Annotated in this window: 11 protein-coding genes and 1 pseudogene; 1 reads left to right on the plus strand and 11 read right to left on the minus strand. The window is 65.8% G+C overall.

Features of this window, described 5'->3' with window-relative positions:
- Positions 1-239: 239 nt before the first annotated feature.
- Positions 240-1,682, minus strand: coding sequence for an IS1380 family transposase (locus FYJ92_RS18650; protein WP_185261092.1), 1,443 nt, complete (start codon positions 1,680-1,682; stop codon positions 240-242).
- A 470-nt stretch (positions 1,683-2,152) separates the two neighbouring features.
- Here FYJ92_RS18650 and FYJ92_RS18655 point away from each other — a divergent pair, with 470 nt between their 5' ends.
- Complete coding sequence (locus FYJ92_RS18655; protein ID WP_219729671.1) at positions 2,153-4,387, plus strand: PKD domain-containing protein; 2,235 nt, start codon at positions 2,153-2,155, stop codon at positions 4,385-4,387.
- A 37-nt stretch (positions 4,388-4,424) separates the two neighbouring features.
- On the opposite strand, the gene FYJ92_RS18660 is transcribed toward FYJ92_RS18655, so the two are convergent.
- The 10 genes and pseudogenes from FYJ92_RS18660 to FYJ92_RS18705 all read right to left on the minus strand — a co-directional run bounded on the left by FYJ92_RS18660 (position 4,425) and on the right by FYJ92_RS18705 (position 15,908).
- Positions 4,425-5,759 carry a M18 family aminopeptidase gene (locus FYJ92_RS18660; RefSeq protein WP_185262025.1) on the minus strand — a complete coding sequence of 445 codons (1,335 nt, stop codon included), beginning with the start codon at positions 5,757-5,759 and terminating at the stop codon, positions 4,425-4,427.
- A 10-nt stretch (positions 5,760-5,769) separates the two neighbouring features.
- Positions 5,770-6,439: pseudogene (locus FYJ92_RS18665) on the minus strand (intradiol ring-cleavage dioxygenase).
- Between the two features lie 141 nt (positions 6,440-6,580).
- Positions 6,581-7,216, minus strand: coding sequence for a response regulator (locus FYJ92_RS18670; RefSeq protein ID WP_370526278.1), 636 nt, complete (start codon positions 7,214-7,216; stop codon positions 6,581-6,583).
- A gap of 49 nt (positions 7,217-7,265) precedes the next feature.
- Positions 7,266-8,615: a sensor histidine kinase gene (locus FYJ92_RS18675; RefSeq protein WP_185262027.1), complete on the minus strand. Its 1,350-nt coding sequence runs from the start codon at positions 8,613-8,615 to the stop codon at positions 7,266-7,268.
- Positions 8,616-8,635: 20 nt separating this feature from the next.
- On the minus strand, positions 8,636-9,523 hold the full coding sequence (locus tag FYJ92_RS18680; protein WP_255482207.1) for an ABC transporter permease: 888 nt from the start codon (positions 9,521-9,523) through the stop codon (positions 8,636-8,638).
- Positions 9,524-9,537: 14 nt separating this feature from the next.
- A complete protein-coding gene (locus FYJ92_RS18685; RefSeq protein WP_185262029.1) occupies positions 9,538-10,500 on the minus strand; it encodes an ABC transporter ATP-binding protein in 963 nt (320 codons plus the stop codon).
- 173 nt (positions 10,501-10,673) lie between these two features.
- Positions 10,674-12,170, minus strand: coding sequence for a bifunctional phosphatase PAP2/diacylglycerol kinase family protein (locus tag FYJ92_RS18690; protein ID WP_185262030.1), 1,497 nt, complete (start codon positions 12,168-12,170; stop codon positions 10,674-10,676).
- Positions 12,171-12,213: 43 nt separating this feature from the next.
- Positions 12,214-13,410 (minus strand): MFS transporter, encoded by a 1,197-nt coding sequence (locus FYJ92_RS18695; protein WP_185262031.1) that lies wholly within the window; start codon positions 13,408-13,410, stop codon positions 12,214-12,216.
- Positions 13,407-14,180, minus strand: coding sequence for a DeoR/GlpR family DNA-binding transcription regulator (locus FYJ92_RS18700; RefSeq protein WP_185262032.1), 774 nt, complete (start codon positions 14,178-14,180; stop codon positions 13,407-13,409). The genes FYJ92_RS18695 and FYJ92_RS18700 overlap by 4 nt, the downstream gene beginning before the upstream one ends.
- Before the next feature lie 45 nt (positions 14,181-14,225).
- Positions 14,226-15,908: an ABC-F family ATP-binding cassette domain-containing protein gene (locus tag FYJ92_RS18705; protein ID WP_185262033.1), complete on the minus strand. Its 1,683-nt coding sequence runs from the start codon at positions 15,906-15,908 to the stop codon at positions 14,226-14,228.
- Positions 15,909-15,939 lie beyond the last annotated feature (31 nt).

Raw genomic sequence — 15,939 nt, forward strand, 5'->3', positions numbered from 1 at the left:
TTCATGACGTTTGCGGATTAGTCAACACCGCGCTCGGCTGGGAAGTCGAGCGCGGCTTTAGCCCGGATTTTTCATCGGACGGCGGTCGGGGCGCCGGGTCCGGGTTTTTGTCGTCCCGGCGGGCTGGATCGGATTTAGGGCGTGGCTGAAGGGCCCCGGGGTCGCGGGGCGGGGCGCGGGCTTCCACTGATCCCGTTGGCGTGCTCTTTCCGGCTCGTTGGTTGACGGGGGCTGCGGTGTCAGGTCCGCAGCAGGTGTGCGGGGCGGTTAGCGGCTGCAGCGATCCGGCTGATCGCTTCGAGCAGTGCGGCGATGAGGGGTTTCTCCGGTGCGGCGTCGGGCAGCAGCAGGTGGGTCCGGCGGGCGCGGGTGATGATCTTGCCGGCGGTGGCGAAGAGCCGGTAGCGCCAGCGTTTGATGTCCCAGCCCTGTGCCTTGTGGCCGTCGGGCAGGGCGGTGAGCTGGAGCCAGGAGACCAGGTTCGCGGCCAGGACCGCGAGGTTCGCCCAGGCCTGGTTCGCGGCGAAATCGAAGAAGGGGAGCTTGCTCAGGCCGGTGTTCTTCAGCGTCTTGATGCGGTTCTCGCAGCGGCCGCGGGCCCGGTGCCGGGCGTCCAGGAACGGTCCGTGCCAGCGTGGGGCATTCGTCAGGAACGCTGTTACACGGTGACCGTCGATGTCGAGCAGGGTCGGTGTCGCACCGGGGTGCAGCGGTTCGGCGCGCAGGAAGATCTTCGTCCCGGGCGGGTAGTCCTCGAGCGGGATCACCTGGGTGGCGTTGATGACCCAGGCGTCGTCGCGTTCGTTGCCGTCCTGGTCCAGGGCCGGCTGCCAGTATTTCTTGTCGTTGATCCAGTCGATCATGTGGGCCTTGCCGACCGGAACCGGGTACGAGACGGAGAACTGCACGCCGCGCGAATGCAGGTACCAGAGGAACTTCCGGGACGCGCCGGCGCTGTCGGTGCGGACCAGGATTTTCTCCCCGTCCAGTTCGTCGTCTTCACCGTAGAGTGCGTCGGGCAGGACCGCGATGGCGGCCTCGAAGATGCGGATGTGGTCCTCGGCGTTGTTCGCTGTTGCCCCGCCGTGGCGCAACAGCACCGCGAGTTCCTCCCCGGTGCCTCGGCCGGAACCGTAATCGATGCTGGCGGTGAACGGGGCGAATCCAAACCCGCCCTTGTAGTTGCCGGTGGCTCGTTCCTTCTCGGAGTGCGAGGCCACCAGTGTGGCGTCGAGGTCGATGACCAGCGGGTCCGCGGCCGTCGCCGTCACCGCCGGGCTGCGGTCACCCGCGGCTTCCCATGCCCGGGTCCGCAGTTCCTTGGACAGGGTCGAAAAACCGTAATCGAAAACGTCCGGGTTCTTCACGGTGCGTTCGAAGAACCGCGAGACTGTCGCGTTCGAGGGCACTTTCCCGAACACTCCGGGCTGGGAGCGCAGGATGTCCAGGTCGGAGGCGTACTCGCCGCCGGCGGCGAGCATCACCGCCAGCGACCCGAGCAGCCTCCCTGGCCGGTGCGAGGCCATCGCGGGGACGAACTGGCCCAGCCGGTCCTCGCACAGATCCCGGAACCCGAGGGCGTCAATGAATGAAGTCAGGACCCTGGCACCGGCATGGGAGACCAGCGACTGGCCGGTGAAAGTGACCGGGACGGATGGGAAGACCTTGGTAGACTGGGGCATCGAAAAGGTGCTCCTTCAAGACACGGAAATAACGGCGTAGACACCCCTATTTTCCCTTGTCAGAGCACCTTTTCGTCTCTTAAACACACCCGTCAGCCCAAGACTGATGAAAACCCCGGGTTAGCGCTTTATCCGGTCATGGGTCTGGTCTCTGGCCCCAGCAAACATAGCCTTCGACTCTTGCCGTGATGAAGAGCCTATTGCCGGCCTGACGCAGAGTCACCAGTAGCAAGTACTCACTTTTGTACGGCGGCCTACGCGTTTTCCGACCACGTACAGGGGTTTATCCGCCGGCTCGAATATTAGGTATGGGGGTTGTTATTCGGCCCGCATTTTAGGTATTGGGGGATTTCTTGCGGGTCGCACTCCCGGGGTCTACGCTTGACAATTAACTGGGGTGCCGCCACTGTTTCTGGGCCAGTGCGCAAAGGGACTCCAGCCCGTCTACTCTGATGCGCCAGGAGCCCACGATGAAAACTACCCGTGCCGCCAAGTGGCTGAGCCAAACACTCGCCATAGCCGTCATCGTTGCGGGCTCCCTTCTGGCCGCTTCCCCCGTGGCATCGGCGGACCCGGCCTACGGCACTCCGAGCCTAAGCTATTCAGGTGTCAGCAACCCGCCCACGTCGGACAAGCCGCAGAGCAAGCTGTGGTGGAACGACGGCTCGTGGTGGGCGGACATGTGGAAGGCCGGGAGCGGGTGGTCCATTTTCCGGCTGGACCGCGCCACCCAGTCCTGGGTGGACACGGGCGTCGTGAATGACACCCGCGGCAGCACGCTCGCTGATACCTTGTGGGACGGCAGCCACCTGTACATTGCGTCCCATGTAGTGACTATCAGTGGAGACGGCCCGCCAAATCCGTCCCTCTCGGGGCAGCCGGCAAAACTGTACCGCTATAGCTACTCAGCAGGTAAGTACACGTTGGACAGCGGGTTTCCCACGGAGATCACTAACAACTCCAGCGAATCAATGACCATCGATATCGACTCGACCGGAATGCTCTGGGCAACGTGGACGCAGGTCACGGGCAACGCGACATCCGGCTTCACCAACAGCGTCTACGTCAATTACGCCGCGAATGGAGGCCCTGGCTGGGCCACCCCGTTCGTTGTTCCGGTCTCCAATCCGAACCCCGCCCCTGACGACATTTCAGCTGTGGTGGCATACGGGAAAAAGAAAATCGGCGTGATGTGGAGCGACCAGATCACTGGTTCCGTATGGTGGGCAACGCGCACCGATGGAACAGCTCCAACGGCGACGTCATCGTGGAAAGTCCAGCCAGCGATCCAGGGAAAAGGACAGGCAGATGACCACCTGAACCTAAAGACTCTTCAGGCGGACACCTCCGGGCGGGTTTTCGCGGCGGTCAAAACCAGTCTCAACGATTCCAGCTCCGACCCGACGCTGCCTCAGTTGCTGCTGCTGGTTTTCAAACCGGGAACCGGGTCCTTCTCCACGTCGACAATTTCCGTAGCCGGCGACTGCGTCTCCCGGCCGCAGATCATGCTGGATACCCAGAACAACCTGGTTCGGGCCTTCCAGACGGCGCCGCCAACATCCGCGAGCGGCTGTGCCTATTCCGGCGTGGCGGGCAGCATATATGAGAAGACCGCGTCCATGGACAACCCGGTATTCGGATCCGGACGGGGCACGCCCATCATCCAGAGCGCCTCCTCGTCGAACATGAACAACGTGACCACAACCAAGCAGAGTGTGGACAACTCCACCGGCATTGTGGTCCTGGCCAGCGACCACGTGGCAAAGCGTTACTGGTTCTCGGACCGGTCCCTGGGACCGGTAACACCGCAACCCGCACCAACAGCAGCTTTCACAGCCGCACCCACCACCGGCACCGCACCGCTAAACGTCAGCTTCACCGACACCTCCACCGGCACACCCATTTCCTGGTCCTGGACCTTCGGCGACGGCGGCACCTCCAACGCCCAGAACCCAGCCCACACGTACGCAGCCGCTGGCACCTACACAGCCACACTGACCGCCACCAACGGCGGCGGCACAAGCTCCGCCACCACAACCATCAGCGTCAACCCGGCTCCCCCGGCCGGCGGCGTAACGGTGGTCGGCTCAGCCACAACGTTCGCGGGAACGGCCGCCTCCGCCGTGTCGTTGCAGGCACCGGCCGGAACGTCACCCGGAGATGTGCTGGTCGCGGCCATCACGGCGGACCTGAATCCGTCCATGGCCTCGGTGCCTGCTGGCTGGATCCCCCTGGTGAATGCCCTTTCGATCAACAGCGGGTCAACATCCGGTGCCCGGGCCTTCGCCTACTACCATGTGGTGGGCGCCGCCGATCCGGCAAGCTACAGCTGGATGTTGAGCACTTCCGTGCGGTGGGGCGGCGGCGTTACGGCCTACCGCGGCGTCGATAACGCCAACCCGCTGGACGGCCCGCTGACCACGGCAGTTGACACCACATACTCCGCGACCAGCATCACGGTTCCCGGCAGCACGACGGCCACCAACGGCGCAATGCTGATCGGCGGAGTCGCGTGTGATTGCGCTTCTCCGGTCGTGACGGCGCCCGCTGGCTGGACCGGACGGTGGGAGGCTGCCGGTGGCCAGATCGCGGAACTGGCAGACCGGGTCCAAACCAGCGCTGGCTCCACTGGTGCGTCAACCTGGACCCTGAGTGCCGCGCGGGCTGTCGCTGCATGGCGGACGGCGCTCAAGCCGGCCAGCTGACCGGGGCGCGTGAAAACCGGCCGTCTGATCGAACCGCCTAAACCACGGTTCGGAAAAACAGCTCAGTGACCGTGGCCAGCCGGTGCGGGTCCGCCACACCGCAGAGCTCGCGGGCGGAGTGCATCGAGAGCAGGGGAACGCCGACGTCGACAGTCCGGATCCCCAGTCGGGTGGCGGTCAGGGGGCCAATGGTGGAGCCGCAGGGCATCACGCTGTTGGACACAAATTCCTGGTACGGCACCTTCGCTTCGCCGCACAGCCTGGCCCAGAACGCCGCGCCGGCGGCGTCCGTCGCGTACCGCTGGTTGGCGTTGATCTTCAGCAGCAGGCCGCCGTTCAGGACCGGATGGTTGGCCGGATCGTGCCGCTCCGGGTAGTTGGGGTGAACGGCGTGGCCCGCGTCCGCGGAAACGCAGAACGACGCCGCCAGTGCTTGCCGCCGCTGGCTCACCGATGCACCCAGGCCGTCGGAGACCCGCACCAGCACGTCCTCAAGAATGGGTCCGCACGCTCCCGAACGTGAATTCGAGCCGATTTCCTCGTGGTCGAACGCCGCGAGGACGGCAATCGGCGCACCCTTGCCCGGGGCACCCGCGGCGGAAGAAGCAGCGTGCGCGATCAGCGCGGCCAGCCCGGCGTGCGTCGCGGACAGGTTATCAAGGCGCCCGGAGGCGAAGAACTCACCGTTAGCCCCGAAAACCGCTGGCTTCTGTGTGTCTGCAATAACGACGTCGTACCCGCCGATCCCCGCAGGATCAACCGAAGCGCCACCAGGCACATGGGACGCCAAAACGCCCAGCAGATCTACGTCGTCGGGATTCCCCAGGCCCCACACGGGGTTCATGTGCCGCTGCTTGTCCAGGGTCAGGCCGTCGTTCACCGCACGGTCAAGGTGGATGGCCAGCTGCGGGAAGCGGAGCATCGGGCCGGTGGCGGTGAGATGTTCGGTGCCGTCCAGCATGACCAGCCGGCCCGCCAGCTGAAGTTCGCGGTCCAGCCAGGAGTTCAGCAGCGGGCCGCCGTAGACCTCCACCCCTGCCTGCAGCCAACCGAACGCTCCGGTGGTGGGTTTGGGCTTCAGCTTGAAGGACGGGGAGTCAGTGTGCGCACCGAGGATGTTGAACCCGGTAGTGGGCCCGGCGTCTTCCGGGACCACCCAGGCGATCAGTGCGCCGTCCCGGACCAGGTAGAACGATCCGGCCCCGCCGGCCCAGGGGTCACGCTCGTCCAGGCCCGTGAACCCGGCCTCCTCCAGCCGCCGGGCGGCCTCGTGGACGGCGTGGAAACTCGACGGTGATGCGCTGACGTACGCGCCAAGGTCCTGGATGTGGTCAACGGCACTGGAAGCGGCGGCGGCGGAAGGTGAAGGCATGGTTCCGAGTCTAAATGGTCACATTGAGCCCGGCAGTGTAACCGGCGGATGCCGATCCTGTCATGGTGGCCAACTGGTAGATGCCGCCGTCATCCCTGAAGACGTTGTCCGACTGCAGCGTGGTGCGGGCCATGTTGCTGACACTGGCCTCGTAGCCGTGAGTGGCGTAGACGTCGTCGCAGGCGGCCTTGGTCAGGGCGATCTGCGATACAGCCAGCACCTGACCGGCGGCCGTGGCGTTGCTCATGGACTGGAACACCTCGAAGTGGATATGCGGCCAGCGCCCGGAATAGGCGCCGGGGAAGATGGACGCAAAGGTGACCTGGCCGTTGGAGTCGGCCTCCTGGACGCCGCGGAGGTAGTTTTCGTTTGCCAGTCCGGAATCGTACATGGAGTACCTGCCGTCCCGGTCGCAGTGCCAGGCGTACACGGCCGCACCGGCCAGCGGCACGCAGCCGTTGGCGTTGTCCAGCAGGGTCAGGGTGAACGTCAGCGGCACGCCTTCAGCCTTGGCTGACCCCGTCCCGAAGCTGGCGGTGATGTCCTGCCGCACCACGCCGGAGGCTGCCAGGACGTTGGGGCCGTTGGAGCCGTCCCCGGGAAAGGGACCCGCTGTTCCTGCGGGATCTCCACGCCGCACTCCGCGATCGCAACATACCGAGGGAACGGCGGCTGATCATGGTGGACAGATCGAACTCGAGGCCGCGGTCGTGGTTGGGGTGGGGAAGGTGGGTGCTCATGGCTCCATCCGACGCGTCCCGCCTATCCCCTGCATAGGCGGTTCCTGTGCGGAACCTGTGCGTCAGCAGGCCGCGCCAGTGTCAGTAGTCGGGATTGCTCGGGACCACCAGGCCGGTCTCGTAGGCGTACACCACTGCCTGGACCCGGTCCCGCAGGTGGAGTTTGGTGAGGATCCGGCGGACATGGGTCTTCACCGTTGCTTCCGACAGGAAATACCGGTGCGCGATCTCGGCGTTGGAGAGGCCCTCCGCCATGGCTTCGAGCATCTCGGTTTCGCGTGGGGTGAGGTCTTCGAGCAGGGGGTCCCGCGGCGCGGTGGAGGGTGCCGGCATGGCAGCACCGCGGACATAGGTCTCCAGCAGCCGCTGCGTGACGCGCGGGGCCACCACGGCATCCCCGCTGGCCACCACCCGGACGGCGTTGACCAGGTCCGACGGCGCCACGTCCTTGAGGAGGAACGCGGACGCGCCTGCCTGCAGACCGGTGAACGCATATTCGTCCACATCAAAGGTGGTGAGGATGATGACCCGGGCACAGGATCCGGAGGCTGTGATGGCACGCGTTGCCTCGATGCCGTCCAGCACGGGCATCCGGACGTCCATCAGCACTACGTCGGGGTTCAGCTCGCGGACCAGCCGCACCGCCTCGGCACCGTCGGAGGCCTCACCAACAATATGCAGGTCTTCCTCGCCCTCAAGGATGAGGCGGAAGCCCATCCTGAGAAGCGGCTGGTCATCCACCAGCAGGACGTTTATCGGATGGGTCTCAGTCACGGTTGCCTTGCAGTTGAGGTGGATGGTTGTGGGTTTCCGCGGGCTCGTCAGCCGGCCAGCTCAGGACGGCATGGACCCGCCAGCCGCGGCCGCGCCGCCCGGCCACCACGGTGCCTGCGTAGATACGCGCCCGTTCGGCCATACCCGCCAGCCCCTGGCCGGAACCGGGACCGGCAGAACCCGGCCCGCCGCCGTCGGAGGTGCCCGGACCCTGGACTCCGGCGCCGTCGTCGAGCACTTCAATGGTGACCGTGGAGCCGGCCCGGACGATTCCCACATCCACCCGTCCCAGCGACCGGCCATAGCGGAGCACATTGGTCAGTGACTCCTGGACTATCCGATAGACCGTCAGCTGGAACGCCGCGTCGTCGGGCATGGCCGGGCCGGTGTGTGAGTAGTGAAGCGGCAGGCCCGCGGTCCGGAAACCCTCCAGGAGCTTCGCCAGGCTGTCGCCGGAAGCAAGGGGCTGGCGCGGTGCGATTCCGCCGGTGTCGTCCCGGAGTACGCCCAGCACGCGCCGCATGTCCGCCAGCGCGGTGCGGCCGGTCCGCGACAGTTCACCAAGCACCTCGCCGGCGCGGTCGGGACTTTTCCGGACCACGACGGCGGCGCCATCGGAGAGGCTAACCATCACCGTCAGCGAGTGCGCCACGACGTCGTGCATTTCGCGGGCGATCCTGTTGCGTTCATTGACGGACGCCAGGCTTGCCGTCCGCGCCGCCCAGGCGGCGATCTCCTGCTCGTGCTCCCGTCGCTGCCGCACCGAGATGCCGATCCCGGTGGCGATGACGTTGGACAGGGCGATGGTGGCGCCGGTGGCGATGCTGGTCAGGAGGTGGAAATCCCCGGGATTGCCGCCGGCGTCGTGGATGAAGGAACTCTCCATGGGGCCGACGGCGGCCAGCAGGTATAGCAGGGCCAGCGGCGCCGTGGCGGCTGCCATCGCCACCAGCGCGAACCGGCGCGTGTGCACCAGGGCCACGGCGTAGAGCGAGAACCACAGCCCCGCCGAAACGTTGGAGCCCCACGGGTGCAGCAGCGTGACCGCCACTTCCATGACCGCGACGAAGGCTGCCAGCGCCACGGGGTGGGAGCGCCGGAAGAACAGGGCCCCCGCGACCGCGAAGAGGAGCGCCGCCGCCAGCCAGGCGCCGGACATGATCGTGTCCACCACGGTCGGCGCCACCAGCAGCGCGTAGCCGAATATCACCACACCGTCCATCACCCGCGGGCGCTGGTAGAGGTACCGCCGGAGCAGGCCGCGGCGCTTGGCCGTGATTTCGGCAAAGGACGCATCGGCCTGACTGGCCGGCGCGTCCCTTACGAGTGCCGCTTCATTCATGCTCTAAGCCTGGTGTCCGCCTAGACGTCGCGTTTCTTGAGCACGATCATGGCCGGAACCAGAAACAGCAGAACGTAGCCCAGGAAAATCAGGCCGCCCTGCCAGGGATCGATGACGCCGTCGGTGTGGCCAATGGACAGGAACCGTCCGCCGGCGTCGCTGGGGAGGTACTGGGGCACGTACTTCCAGAAGTCACCCGGGATGAAGGCCATAAAGCTTGCCGCGATGGACACCACGAAGAACAGGCCCACCAGCACGGTGATGCCGCCGGCGGAGTTGCGGAGCAGCGCGCCGAGTGAGAGGCCGATCAAGGCCACGCCGGCAACGTAGAGTCCGCCCGTGAAGATGCTGTACAGCACGCCGTCCGTGGACCAGGCCAGGTCCATGCCCAGGCCCTGGAAAACCGGCATGGCAATCAGGAACGTGGCCACTGCGGCGATGGTGGTGATGACGTAGGAGATCACGGCGAGCAGGATTGCCTTGGCCACAAAGACCGGCGTGCGACGCGGGACGGCGTCCATGGTGGAACGGATCATGCCCGTGGCGTATTCGGAAGAGATGAACAGGACGGCCAGCGAGCCCAGGACCAGAATGCCGATCTGCAGGCCGGCATTGGGCAGGTTGTACAGGTCAAAACCAGATCCCGGCGGGAAGGACTGCGCCATCATTTCGGGCGTCAGGGCCTGGCCCTGGTCCCGCGCCCGCCGGGCCATTTCGTCCAGGAAGGAGAACCGGATCAGTACGGCAAGGGCTCCGACGCCGACAATCGCCACCAGCGTCAGGAACAGCAGGATGCGGGTGGACATCAGGGAGAACAGCTTGATCCATTCGGACCGCAGGACACCGCCGAACGTCACCCCCTTGGTGCCAGCGGTGGTGCGGACACGGGAAGTTTGGGTATCAGTCATGGTGGTCATCGTCCTTACTTTCCTGCCGTTGCCGGGGCGGTTTCCGGAGCGGACTCGCTGCCGGGTCCACCGGTCAGGTGTGAGTGGTATTCCACTTCGTCCTTGGTGAGATCGAAGTAGGCGTCTTCCAGAGACGACTGCTGCGGGGTGAGCTCGTAGACGAGGACCCGGTTGTCCAGTGCCACCTGGGCGATCTGCCGCGCGTCCAGGCCCGTCACTTCCAGGGTTTCGGGCTGGCCCTGATCCACCGTCACGCCATCGCCGGACAGCAGGGCTGACAGCTGGGTGGCCGCGGATGTGCGGACCAGGGTCTTGACCTGACGGGTGCCCGCAATGATGTCCTGCACGGGGGCGTCCGCAATAATTTTTCCGCGGCCGATCACGATCAGGTGATCTGCTGTCTGGGCCATCTCGCTCATGAGGTGTGAGGACAGGAAGACGGTCTTGCCCTCTCCGGCAAGGTAGCGGACCAGGTTGCGGACCCACAACACACCTTCCGGATCGAGGCCGTTGACCGGCTCGTCCAGGATCAGGGTCTGAGGATCGCCCAAGAGCGCGTTGGCAATGCCCAGGCGCTGCCCCATGCCCAGCGAGAAGCCGCCTGCCTTCTTCCGGGCCACGGCCTCCAAACCGGTCATCTCGATGACTTCATGTACCCGGGATGTGGGGATGTTGTGCGTCGCCGCCATGGCCCGCAGGTGGTTGTAGGCGCTGCGGCTGGTGTGAACCGCTTTGGCGTCCAGCAGCGCTCCGACCTCGTGCAGGGGGGCCGGGTGGTCGGCGTAGTGCAGGCCGTTGACTGTCACCGTGCCCGACGTCGGGCGGTCCAGTCCCATGATCATGCGCATGGTGGTGGATTTGCCGGCTCCGTTCGGACCTAGGAAGCCCGTTACTTGCCCTGCCTTGACGGTGAAGCTGACGCCGTCAACCGCCGTTTTGCTGCCGTAGACCTTGGACAGGCCTGTTGCCTCAATCATGGAAGTGTTCCTTAGAACAGCAGCCGCGTGGCTGCGGAATGCGGGGAAGTTTCGTTTGTACGCTCCACGCTACCGACGGCACCGCCGGATTTCGCCTGTCTCAGGGATGATTCAGGGTCGAATCAGGGTAGTCCGGACGGATGATTAGGGGTCCCCTCCGGGACGCAGCCGCCTTAGGTGCGGGGCGAGTAGTACGTCAGGGCGCGCGGTTCCACCCGGATCCGGACGCTTCGCACGCCGGCCAGTGCTTCGCCGTCGACCGCCAGCGCCATGGGGGAGCCTTCCGACTCAATCCGGACCTCTCTGGCTTCCCGCAGGTGGGTGATCCGGGACGTCGACACCGTGCCGGTCAGCACCGACCACAGGAGCCGGAGCCGGGCAAAGGATTCGTCGGCGGTGATCATCCGGACATCCAGGACGCCGTCGTCCAGCACGGGCCGCGACAAGGGCGCGTGGTCCCGGGGGTAGTAGCGGCCGCGGCCGATGTACGCGATCCAGAGTTTGTGCCGGACACCGTCCACGGTCAAGGCGGTGGGCGTCCCTGCGGCGAAGGTCCGGAACATTGCCGCAACGCCGGCCAGCGGTTTGCCGAGGGCCGGCTGCAGCTGCTCCCTGCGCCGGACGAGGTTGGGGTAGAGGCCGATGCTGGCGGTGTTCAGCATGATCAGGTCAGCTCTCTCCGGGTTGCCCGCCAGCCCGCGCTCCACGGTCACAACGCCGACGTCGGCGCGGGCCGCTTCACCTGCGGTCGCGGCTGCCACAGCGTCGTTAAGGTTGCCAGTTCCCGTGTCCCGGGCGAAGTGGTTAAGGGTCCCGCCCGGGAGCACCAGCAGGGGAAGGGAACGTTGGACGGCTGCCGCGGCCGCGGTGCCAACGGTTCCGTCTCCGCCCCAGACACCCAGGGCACGGGTATCCGGGTGGGAAGCGGTGGCCTGGATAGCCTCGACCAAACTCTCACCTAGCTGGACCGTTTTTATATACGCTTTGGGGAATACTTCCTGGAGGGCGTCCGCTGTCTGTTCCGTAAACGAGCCGCCAAGGGTATTCACCACGATGCTGAGGCCTTCACCGCCGGGCAGCGTGGGGGCTTCGGTTTCGGTGCGGGACACACCGGGAAACGGTGGGCGGACTGGCCACCACTTGCGGGTCACCAGCGCCGCCCCTGCGCCGATCGCCGAACCGAAGAACACATCCGATGGCCAATGGGCGCCGGTATGGACCCGCGAGTAGGCCACCCCCAGTGCCACCGGCGCAAGTGCCGCACCGACCACCGGCTTGACCATCCCGGCGCCGAGCGCGAAGGCAATAGCCGAGGCCGAATGCCCCGATGGCATGGATGAGCTGGTGGGCTGCGGGTGGACGAACCGGAAAACCGGCAGATGCTCCGGGAGCGGCCGTGCCCGCGGAAGCAGCGTCTTGAACACCACATTGGTCACCGCTGATGCCACCGCTTGGGCGATCAGCCCGTGCATGGCGGCCCTCCGGGGCTTGCCGGGAAACGCGGCCATGATCGCCGCTGCCACCATCCACAGTTTGCCGTGAGTGGCGGACGCCGAGAGGCGGCGGAAAAACGTATCGTGGTTCCCGCCCGGGAACGACGCCACACCGCGGACGAGATACCGGTCAAGTCGGCTGATCAACCCGGGTGCTTTGCGCCACACTCTGTACATCACCCCACCCTATTACCGGTAGTCCCGCCCTGCGTGGAGGTCGCTACTTGGAGGACAGGGGCCTCGCGGCTCCGGCGAGGAGCAATGCCACCACGATCGGTGCGAGGATCGCCAAGAGTGCCAGATGGATTCCCGTGAGGTCACCCAGGTAGCCCAGCAAGGGCGGGCCGGCGAGGAAGGAAACGTACCCCAGGGTGGAGACAACCGAAACCCTCGCGGCAGCGTGCTTCGGATCGTCGGCAGCAGCGGACATTCCCATGGGGAACGCCATCGCGGCGCCCACACCCCACAGGGCAGCACCAACACCGGCCAGCCAGATGTTCCCTGCGAGCACAAACACGCACAGGCCTGCAGCCGCGGCGGCCATGCTAGCCCGGAGCACCACAACACGTCCGTGGATGTCGATCGCGCGGCCGCCGAAAAGCCGCATGGCTGTCATCGCCAGCACAAACAAGGCGAACATCAGGGCACCGGTCGATTCCGAGGCACCCAGTCCGTCTACGGTGGCCTTGGCGAGCCAGTCGTTTCCGGCCCCTTCAGTGAGTGTTGCACCCAGGACCACAACGCCGATCAGCAGGGTGCGGCTGTCCCGCCAGGCAGACGGCCCCTTGACGGTCTGCGGCTCACCTTCCACCGGAAGGGCGTGAGCTATGTGCGGGAGGAAGTAGCGGGGCGCCACGAGGGCCACTACCACCACCGCGCCGGCGATGGCCAGCAGGTGCAACGGCAGGCCAACACCGATCGTTGACAGGCCCGCGCCGATCAGCGCCCCCAGAAAGGCCCCGCCGCTGAAGGCCGCATGGAACTGCGGCATGATGGTGCGCCGAAGCTTGTGCTCGACGTCTGCCCCTTCAATGTTCTGGGAAACGTCCCACAGCCCGACGCCGATGCCGAAGAAGAACAGCGCAACGGCAGTGCCCGGCACCGATTCCGCCGACAATGACAGTGCAATGCCCACCCCGGCCAGGGCTGACAGCAAACCGCCTGCTCGCACCGCGTTGGCGGTGCCGATCTTCCCCACCACAAGTCCCGCCGTCGGAAGGGCCAGCAGTGAGCCGACGGCAATACACAGCAGAAGCGCGCCCATCTGGCCGGAGGTCAGGTGCAGCGTCTCGGTGACGGCGGGGATTCTGGCGGCCCAGCTGGCAAAAACAAAGCCGTTGACACCGAAGACCACGAAAGTGGCGGCCGCGGCTGCCCTTAGGGACGGCCCGGCCGTCGTGCTGGTGTTGATGCTCATGCTTTGACTACTTCCACCGACAGCTTGTTGAGGAGTGCGAGTTCGTCCGCACTCAGGTCTTTGTCCGTGACTATCACGTGCACTGCGTCCAAGGGGGCAACCAGTGCCATCGCGGTGGCATTCCATTTGGCACCGGCGCAGGCAACAATTACCCGCGCCGCCGATTCAAGGCCAGCCCGCTTCACTGCGGCGTCCTCGAGATCATGGGCCAGGAGGCCGTCCTTTAGGTTCAAGGCGCAGGGCGTGACCACTGCCGTGTCGAAGCGCAGGGACCGGATGTTGGCTTGCGCGAGCGGCCCCTGGAACGACAGCTCGCCGGGTACCAGGCTTCCGCCGGGGAGCAGCAGGGCAGGACGCTGGCCGGCATGCGGGTCGCCATCTGTGACCGTTGTCAGGGAGCGCATGGACATGGGCATTAGCGTCAGTTCGCGCCCGCGGAGGACACGGGCAATTTCCGTGGCTGTCGTGCCGCTGTCCAGCCACACATGTTCGCGCGCTCCCAGCAGGCCGGCCACAGCGACGGCGATCCTGACCTTCACGGCCTGGTCTTCGAGTTCGCGCTGGCCGTAGCCGGGGTTTTCGCCGCCGGCAATAAGGCTCGTAGCACCGCCGTGGACCCGGCGAAGGACGCCATGCGCTGCGAGCAGCTCAAGGTCCCGCCGGATGGTGGCGCCCGATGCGTCGCACGCCAGGGTCAGCTCTTCCACCGAGACCTCGGTTTTACGGCGCAGCAGCTCCCCAATCAGGCGGTGCCGCTCTTCGGTCTTCATGTTCATATGATAGCAATTCTTGATCATATGAACATTAGCTGACGCTTAGCGGGCGCGCTCAACCCGCTTTTCGTCCCACACGGGCTCGGGGGACTCGTAGACGCGGCCGTCGGAACCGAACACCAGGAACCGGTCGAAGGTGCGGGCGAACCAGCGGTCGTGGGTAACAGCCAGGACGGTTCCCTCGAAGTGGTCGATCGCCTTTTCCAGAGCCTCGGCCGAATGGAGGTCCAGGTTGTCCGTGGGTTCATCCAACAGCAGGAGCGTGGCGCCGGAGAGCTGCAGCAGCAGGATCTGGAACCGCGCCTGCTGGCCGCCGGAGAGGGACTCGTACTTCTGCTCCGACTGCGATGCAAGTCCGTAGCCGTCCAGGGCGCCGGCGGCGGCCTCACGTCCCAGACCGGACCGGTGCTCGTCGCCGCGGTGCAGGATCTCCAGCAGGGTCTTGCCCAAGAGGTCGGGCCGGACGTGGGTCTGGGCGAAGAAGCCGGGCCGGATGCGGGCGCCGAGTTTAACGGTGCCTTCGTGCGGCACTTCGGCAATATCGACTTCGGACACGGGGAGGTGCTCGCGTTCGGGGTCCGTCCCGCCCGTGGCGAGCAGCCGCAGGAAATGGCTCTTGCCGGTGCCGTTGGAGCCGAGCACACCCACGCGGTCCCCGAACCACACCTCGGTGGAGAACGGCTTCATCAGCCCGGTCAGTTCCAGTTTCTCAGCCACGACAGCTCGCTTGGCGGTCCGGCCGCCCTTCAGCCGCATGCGCACGTTCTGTTCGATCGGCAGTGCCTCGGGCGGCCCGGCCTCGAGGAACTTGGCCAGGCGCGTCTGGGCGGCCTGGTAGCGGTTGGCCATGTCGGAGCGGAAGGCCGCCTTATTCTTGTACATGTTGACGAGTTCCTTGAGCTTCGCGTGCTCCTCGTCCCAACGCTTGCGGAGCTCCTCGAAGCGGGCGTTCCGGTCGGCGCGGGCGTCAACGTAGGAGCCAAAGCCGCCGCCGTGCACCCAGGCACCTGCGCCATTGATACCCGGTTCGAGGGTCACGATGCGTCCGGCCGCATTGTTTAGCAGCTCGCGGTCGTGGCTGATGAAGAAAACAGTTTTTTTGGACTCGTTGAGCTTGTCCTCAAGCCAGCGCTTGCCCGGCACGTCCAGGTAGTTGTCCGGCTCATCGAGAAGGAGCAGCTCGTCGGGGCCGGCAAACAGGGCCTCCAGTACCAGGCGCTTCTGCTCGCCGCCGGAAAGGCTCGACGCCGGGCGGTGCTGCGCACGGTCGAAGGGCAGTCCGAGGGCGGCCATGCAGACCTCGTCCCAGACGGTTTCGACGTCATAGCCTCCTGCGTCTCCCCAGTCCACGATCGCCTGGGCGTACCGCATCTGGGTGGGCTCGTCGTCGTGCTCCACCATCGCGAGCTCAGCTGAGTCCACTTCCTTGGCCGCGGCGGCCAGGGCCGGCGGGGCGGCGGAAACGAGCAGGTCGCGGACCGTGGATTCATCCCTGACCTGGCCGACGAACTGGCGCATGATGCCCATGTTTCCGGAGCGCCCGATCACACCTTCATCCGGAACAAGGTCGCCGGAAATGATCCGGAAGAGGGTGGTCTTGCCGGTGCCGTTGGGGCCGATCAGGGCTGTTTTGGTACCGTCCGGGACCTTGAAGGTCACGCCGTTGAGCAGGTGGGTGCCATCGGAAAGGAAGTAGTCAATACCGGAAATGTCTATGTGGGCCACGCCAACAATCTTCCCACGCCCGCCCCACACG

The organism is Pseudarthrobacter sp. NBSH8 (assembly GCF_014217545.1).
Lineage (GTDB): Bacteria > Actinomycetota > Actinomycetes > Actinomycetales > Micrococcaceae > Arthrobacter.

What these genes read in the sequence shown, in the direction of transcription:
- FYJ92_RS18695 (WP_185262031.1), bottom strand. Translation starts at nt 13,410, where the DNA reads ATGAGCATCAACACCAGCACGACGGCCGGGCCGTCCCTAAGGGCAGCC.
- FYJ92_RS18660 (WP_185262025.1), bottom strand. Translation starts at nt 5,759, where the DNA reads ATGCCTTCACCTTCCGCCGCCGCCGCTTCCAGTGCCGTTGACCACATC.
- FYJ92_RS18650 (WP_185261092.1), bottom strand. Translation starts at nt 1,682, where the DNA reads ATGCCCCAGTCTACCAAGGTCTTCCCATCCGTCCCGGTCACTTTCACC.
- FYJ92_RS18670 (WP_370526278.1), bottom strand. Translation starts at nt 7,216, where the DNA reads ATGGGCTTCCGCCTCATCCTTGAGGGCGAGGAAGACCTGCATATTGTT.
- FYJ92_RS18685 (WP_185262029.1), bottom strand. Translation starts at nt 10,500, where the DNA reads ATGATTGAGGCAACAGGCCTGTCCAAGGTCTACGGCAGCAAAACGGCG.
- FYJ92_RS18655 (WP_219729671.1), top strand. Translation starts at nt 2,153, where the DNA reads ATGAAAACTACCCGTGCCGCCAAGTGGCTGAGCCAAACACTCGCCATA.
- FYJ92_RS18675 (WP_185262027.1), bottom strand. Translation starts at nt 8,615, where the DNA reads ATGAATGAAGCGGCACTCGTAAGGGACGCGCCGGCCAGTCAGGCCGAT.
- FYJ92_RS18700 (WP_185262032.1), bottom strand. Translation starts at nt 14,180, where the DNA reads ATGAAGACCGAAGAGCGGCACCGCCTGATTGGGGAGCTGCTGCGCCGT.
- FYJ92_RS18690 (WP_185262030.1), bottom strand. Translation starts at nt 12,170, where the DNA reads ATGTACAGAGTGTGGCGCAAAGCACCCGGGTTGATCAGCCGACTTGAC.
- FYJ92_RS18680 (WP_255482207.1), bottom strand. Translation starts at nt 9,523, where the DNA reads ATGACTGATACCCAAACTTCCCGTGTCCGCACCACCGCTGGCACCAAG.